Origin of the sequence: Flavobacterium sp. (assembly GCF_965657075.1) — a bacterium.
Classification (GTDB): domain Bacteria; phylum Bacteroidota; class Bacteroidia; order Flavobacteriales; family Flavobacteriaceae; genus Flavobacterium.
Map to the genome: position 1 here is coordinate 24,010 of NZ_CBFHMV010000023.1, position 6,936 is coordinate 30,945.

Here is a 6,936-nt window from a genome sequence, read left to right on the forward strand (position 1 = left end):
TTTGTCAGGAAGTGGAAATAAAACTTTAGGCGCGTCAGTTATAGCAGCAGAAAATGATTTAGACATCAATGGAGCGGCAAATTTAATTGTAAATTCTGATGAAACTTTACATGTAAAAGGAGATTTTAAAAACAATTCTGGTACAGCATTTTTTGAAAATAATGCTTCTTTAGTTCAAGACGGTGATGGAATTTCGAACAACAATATTGGGGAAATCACTTACAGAAGAACTACTAGACCTTTAAAACATTTAGATTTTGTTTATTGGGGTTCTATGGTTGACAACCAAACTATTTTAGGAATTTGGATGTCCAATGCCGCAGAAAACTTTTATAGATTTGATTCTACAGTTGGTACAACAGGTCAATGGACTGTTGTTGGTGGTGGACAAATTTTAAATCCTACTGTTGGTTACATTACTAGAGCAAGATACAATTCAGGCGGCTGGGCTCCAGATCCATTATTTACTTATCCATGGGATGCTTCTTTTGTTGGAAGACCAAGAAGTGGTGATTATCCTGTGGCTTTATCTTCGGAGAGAAATCATTTATTATCAAATCCGTATCCAAGCACTGTAGATTTTGATGCTTTTGCTTTACAAGGCGCTGCTGACTATGCTTCAAGTCCATTTGTACCAACAATTTATTATTGGACACAAACAACGCCAATTACAGCAAACCAGTATGCACAAAATGATTATGCAACATATACTGCTCCATTAGGTACAGGAATATCAGTAGGCTCAGATGCTAATATTTTTACTGCTTCAAGGTACATAGCTTCTGGGCAAGGGTTCTTTATTAGAACAAAAGCAGGAGCAACTTCGGCATCTTTTAAAAACAGTCATAGAGCTGTTTCAAATAATGAAAACTTTGCCAAAAGCAGTAATCAAGTTGCAACGAATGCAACACCATCAGATAGAAGTAGATATTGGTTAAATTTAACAAACAGTTTGGGCGACACAAAACAGTTAGCCGTTGTTCATACCAGTATGGCTACTAATGCATTAGATGTTGATTATGATGCAGTTTCTTTCAACGGTAATTCAGCATTAAACTTTTACTCAGTTTTAGAAAATAAAAACATTGTTATTCAAGGTAGAAATTTATTACAAACTACAGATGTTGTGCCTTTAGGATTTAACGCAGTCAGTGCAGGAAATTATACCATCAGCTTAACAAATTTTGACGGAGTTTTTGCAAGTGGACAAGATATCTTTTTAGAAGATACTCAAACAAATATTATTCATGATTTGAAAGCCTCTTCATACACTTTTGCATCAGTTGCAGGAGTTAACAATGCTCGATTCAACATCGTTTACACCAATGCAGCATTATCAAATCCAAATTTTGAAAATGATAATCAAATTGTTATTGCATCAGATGAAAATGTAACGGTTTACTCAACTGTGGAAAATATTTCTAAAATTGAAGTTTATGATTTGTTAGGAAGAAATGTAATTACTTTAGATAATTTATCTTCAACAACAGTAATTTTAGATAAGTTAAAACCTACAAACGCTCCTTTGATTGTGAAGTCAACTTTAAGTAATGGCTTACAAATAACGAAGAAAATTATTTACTAAACTAAATTTTATAAATAAATATTCATTAATTGTAATAAATTAATGAATAAAATTAAATAATACCTGTAATATATTTTTGCAGGTTTTTTTTATAATTCAAAGTGCATTTAGAAAATAATGTTGTTGTAACTAAAAAAATTATTTATTAAGTACAATCCAATTATTATGAAAAAAATAATTCCATTCAGCTTTTGCTAAATCTGCTTCAGGATTTATTAAAGGCTGATAGGATTTGTTGTTAATAGAAACATTACAAGTAACATAAATTGAAATGTCTCTTCCTTTATATTCTTCTTTTATTTTTTGACAGTATTGCCAAATAAAATCAGGTTTAGTTGCTAAAGTAGCTGCTTGTTTGGGACTTAAGTTCTTATTAAAATTATAGCTCCATCGCTCTTTAGTTTTATTATCCACAATTGAAAACAGTATAAAACCAGATTTATGTCTCAACATCATTCGCCAACTCAATCGATGTCCTTCTTCGGTCAATAAAACATTTCCTTTTATAAAATGATGTCGAATAGGTAATACTAATTGAAGCACTAAAAAAGGAACAATTATAAATAAAAATATCTTTTTGTTGTAAAGATTATTTTTAGAAGAATCAATTTCGATAAAGTTATTTTTTCTTAAAAACAGTTTTCTGACCGATGATGGATTGTAAAAAAACAAAGCAAAGGTTAGAGCAAAAAATGGGAAAATACCAATTTGCAGAGTAATAGCATTAAACAAATGAAAAATTATAGAAGCTATTAAGGCTAAAGTTCTTGTTTTTTTATACAACAATAAAGGAATTATAAATAAATCAAAAGCAATTCCTGCATAAGCAATAAAAAGATAAAACCATTTCTGACTAAATAAATCAACTGCAAAACTATTTTTTAAAGCATTTGAAAGTAAGTTTTTAGTAAATGTACCATCCAACCAATCGGGATAAAATTTAGCCAAAGCCGCAAAAATATATACAATACTTATTTGGAAAATGACAGTAAAAATTATCCAAAAAGGCATTGTGTCTTCTTTCTTCGTATGGCCATATTTGACATCAAGTGAATAACTTTTATGAGCTGGAAAAAAGATCATTAAAAAACTAATGATTAGTAACAAATAATAATGATTGTTATAAGCTGATTTTTGCATAAAATAGGCTCCAGCCCACATAAATGTATATAAAATTATAGCTATTTTATATCTAAATCCCAACATAATGGCAAGACCTAACAAACCCATTAAGACAAAATAAAAATACATCAAATTTCCTTGTCGGATAGTTTGTAAAAAATCAAACCCAATAAAATTAAAGGTGATTTCAGGCGAAACCAAGTTGTTATAAACCCAACCTGTTAGAATAGCTCCAAAACTTTCGCAAGCAATTAAAAATCCAAAAAAGATTCTAAAAACAACTAATGGAACTATATCAATGGGTTTATAAAAATATGTTTTCATGAGTTATGATCTAAATAATTGAGACAAAATTCTTTGTCTTTTACCAACTGATTTTTTAGTTCATCAAGAGATTCAAATTTAATTTCTTCCCTAATAAATTCTAATATATTTACAGTTATTTTTTTGGAGTAAATATCGTTATCAAAATCAAAATAATGAATTTCAATACTTTGGCTTTTTCCATTAACAGTAGGATTGTTTCCAATGTTCATCATCCCATAATAAAGCTTATTATCAATAACAGATTGCACTAAATAAACTCCATTTTTAGGTATTAATTTATAAGTTTCGTCAATTTTAAGATTTGCAGTTTTAAAATTAATAGTTCTTCCAATTTTATTCCCTTCAATAATTTCACCATTTAAAGTGTAATTATATCCTAAAAATTTATTTGCTAATTGAATATCAGTATCTAATAAAGCAGCTCTAATTTTTGTTGAACTTATAGAAATTTCATTTAATTCTTTTACAGAAATTTGTTCAACTTCAAAATTATATTTTTCACCAAAATGGATTAAATCATTAATATCAGCACTTCTGTTTTTACCAAATTTATGGTCATAACCAATAATTATTTTTGAAAGATGCAATTGATCAACTAATATTTTTTTCACAAATTCTTCAGGCAAAAGTTCAGAAAAAGTCGCATCAAAAGGATGGATAATTAAATTTTGTAAACCTTGTTCTTCAAAAAGAGCTATTTTTTCTTTAATTGTATTAATTAGTTTAATTTCAACATCTTGCTTTAAAACCATTCTCGGATGAGGAAAAAAAGTCAACAACGTGCTTTCACAATCCAGTTTAGTTGCTTCCTTAATTAATTTTTTAATAATTTTTTGATGCCCAATATGAACACCGTCAAACGTTCCTAGGGTTAGAACAGTTTTTTTAGAAGTTTTAAATTCAAATATGGAATTAAATATTTGCAAATCTTTTTTTTACAAAAGTATAGATTAACTATTTTATTAAATAATAAACTTACAAAAAATTCAGATTATGACACTATTTTAAATTTTAACAGTTAAAATTGCTTGGATTAATCTAAGATTTTTTAATTTTTACTATATTTGTTTACTAATATATTAACAAAACCATGAAAAAAATTTTACTTTTAACTTTTTTCTCTATTTTCTTCGTGAATATTGGAAACAGTCAAAACTCAATGTGGCAATCTACCACAACAGAAAGAACATCACTTTTAGAGAAATCTGAGAGAGATAACATGCCTTTTAAATTTGAGCTTTATAACTTAAATTTCGAAGCATTTAAAGCATTAGTTGCAACTGCTCCAAGAGATAATTCTGGACAAGTTTCAAATGTTATTGTTTCTTTTCCAAATCCTAACGGAGAATTAGAAGATTATATTGTTTATGAAGCACCAGTTATGGAAGATGAATTGGCAGCTAGATTTCCAAGTATCAAATCTTATGTCGCAAAAGGATTAAACGATAAAACGGCGTCAATGCGTTTTAGTGTTACTTTGTTTGGATTACATGCTATGTTAATTTCAGGTGATCAAGGAACTTTTTACATTGATACTTACACAAAAGATCTAAACAACTACATTGTTTACAGTAAGAAAAGTCTATACGCTACAAGATCATTCACTTGTTTTAATCAAGATGAAACGGATGAAACAGCTGGTAGATTATTAGAAACTCAAACCACTTTAGTTAATGACGGAGTTTTTAGACAATATAGATTAGCTATGGCTTGTACTATAGAATATGCTTCATTTCATGTAAATGCTGCAGGTTTAAATGCAGGAACACTGGCACAAAAGAAAGCTGCGGTTTTAGCTGCTATGGTTGTAACCATGACAAGAGTAAATGGAATTTATGAAAGAGACATGTCATTAAGAATGAATCTTGTAGCAAATAATGATTTGGTTATTTTTATCGATTCAGATAATTTCAATAATGACAACGCTGGTACATTAATTAATCAAAGTCAAAGTGTAATTGATGCAAATATCGGAAATTTCAATTATGATATTGGCCATACTGTAAGTACAGGTGGTGGTGGATTAGCAGGTTTAGGAGTTATTTGTAATAATTCACAAAAAGCTAGAGGAATTACAGGTGCACCTTCTCCTGTTGGTGATTCTTATGATGTAGATTATGTCGCTCACGAGATGGGACATCAATTTGGAGGTTCTCATACATTTAATAATTCTTGCGGAAATAATGTTAGCACAGCAAATTCAGCTGAACCAGGAAGTGGAAGTACTATCATGGCTTACGCAGGAATTTGTGCTCCAAACGTACAAGGAAATTCGGATGCTTATTTTCATGCTGTAAGTATTGCTCAAATGACAACTAGAGTTTTATCAACAAGTTGTGCTGCATCAACAGCTAATGGAAATTTTGCACCTGTTTTAAATCCAATTCCAAGTTATACAATACCAAAAGACACTCCTTTTGTTTTAACTGCTTCTGCAACCGATGCAAATAATGATGCATTAACTTATTGCTGGGAACAAACTGATGTTGCTATGTCAACTCAACCTCCAGTTTCAACATCAACAACAGGACCAAATTTTAGATCTTTATCGCCTGTATCATCTCCATCAAGATATTTTCCTTCATTAGCTACTTTAACTAGCGGAGCTACTTCAAATACTTGGGAAGTTTTACCTTCTGTAGCAAGATCTTTTACATTTGCAGTAACAGTTAGAGATAATAGAACTCCAAATGGTGGACAAACTAATAGAGGAAATACTGTAATTACGGTTGATAACTCTGGTCCATTAGATGTTACTTCTCAAAATACTGCAGGAATTAGTTGGACTGTAGGTTCTAGTCAGACGGTTACTTGGGCTGTTAATGGTACAAATTCATTGCCAGGTGCTTCAAATGTTGATATTTTATTATCAACTGATGGAGGATTAACGTATCCTACAGTTTTAGTTGCAAATACTTTAAATGATGGAACAGAAACTGTAGTTACTCCAAATGTAGCATCTGCAAATTGTAGAATTATGGTTAAGCCAACTGGAAATATCTTTTTTGATATTAATACTACAAGTTTTGCAATTGGTGTTACAGTTACTTGTGACTCTTATTCGAACAATACGTTATTAAACATTCCAGATGGTGGTGGCGCAAATGTTCAAGGACCAGCAGTATCTAAGCAAATTGTGGTGCCAACTCCAACAAATACAATTACTGATGTAAATGTAACTTTAGGAATTAATCATTCTTACATTGAAGATTTAGTTATTGCAATGAGACATCCAGATAATACACAAGTAACATTATGGAATAGATATTGTGATAATCAACCAACTTCATTAACATATACTTTTTCTGATGGAAGTCCAGTAATTCCTGCTACAGGTTGTACAGCTACAACTGGTACTTTTGGTGCAGCAGGAGCTTTGTCAGATTTTAACGGTAAACCAACTGATGGTACATGGACTTTATTAGCAGCAGATTTTTATAATGGAGATACGGGTTCTATTGGAACTTGGACCATTGAGTTATGTTATTCGTCATCAGCTGCTTCAACGGAGAGCTTTGGATTAAATAATTTTAATTTATATCCAAATCCTAATAATGGTAATTTTACAGTTCAGTTTGAGTCAGATTCTACAAATGATGTTCAAATTAAAGTGAATGATATTAGAGGAAGAGAAGTGTTTTCAAATACTTACGAAAACTCTGGTTTATTTGTAAAATCTCTAGAATTGAATAATGTAACTTCAGGTATTTACTTAGTTACAGTTCAAAACGGAAATAAAAAAGAAGTTAAAAAGATTATTGTAGAATAATTTTTTAATTAAAATATTGTAAAAAAATGCCCTTGAAAAAGGGCATTTTTTATTTTATGTCTTGTCCTGAAAAAAGTTGACTAAATATTAAATAATATGTCAACAAAAAAGAAAATTTCAAAAATTCCGAGTT

General features: G+C 30.1%; 4 protein-coding genes. 2 read left to right on the plus strand and 2 right to left on the minus strand.

Features of this window, described 5'->3' with window-relative positions:
• Position 1: 1 nt before the first annotated feature.
• Complete coding sequence (locus ACTF56_RS11185; RefSeq protein WP_438966995.1) at positions 2 to 1,585, plus strand: T9SS sorting signal type C domain-containing protein; 1,584 nt, start codon at positions 2 to 4, stop codon at positions 1,583 to 1,585.
• A 138-nt stretch (positions 1,586 to 1,723) separates the two neighbouring features.
• On the opposite strand, the gene ACTF56_RS11190 is transcribed toward ACTF56_RS11185, so the two are convergent.
• Positions 1,724 to 3,031, minus strand: coding sequence for an HTTM domain-containing protein (locus tag ACTF56_RS11190; protein WP_438966996.1), 1,308 nt, complete (start codon positions 3,029 to 3,031; stop codon positions 1,724 to 1,726).
• Positions 3,028 to 3,960, minus strand: a complete 933-nt coding sequence (locus ACTF56_RS11195; protein WP_438966997.1) for a bifunctional riboflavin kinase/FAD synthetase — start codon at positions 3,958 to 3,960, stop codon at positions 3,028 to 3,030. Before ACTF56_RS11195 ends, ACTF56_RS11190 begins: the two co-directional genes overlap by 4 nt.
• 164 nt (positions 3,961 to 4,124) lie before the next feature.
• Here ACTF56_RS11195 and ACTF56_RS11200 point away from each other — a divergent pair, with 164 nt between their 5' ends.
• Positions 4,125 to 6,803 carry a reprolysin-like metallopeptidase gene (locus ACTF56_RS11200; RefSeq protein ID WP_438966998.1) on the plus strand — a complete coding sequence of 893 codons (2,679 nt, stop codon included), beginning with the start codon at positions 4,125 to 4,127 and terminating at the stop codon, positions 6,801 to 6,803.
• The last annotated feature ends 133 nt before the right edge of the window (positions 6,804 to 6,936 follow it).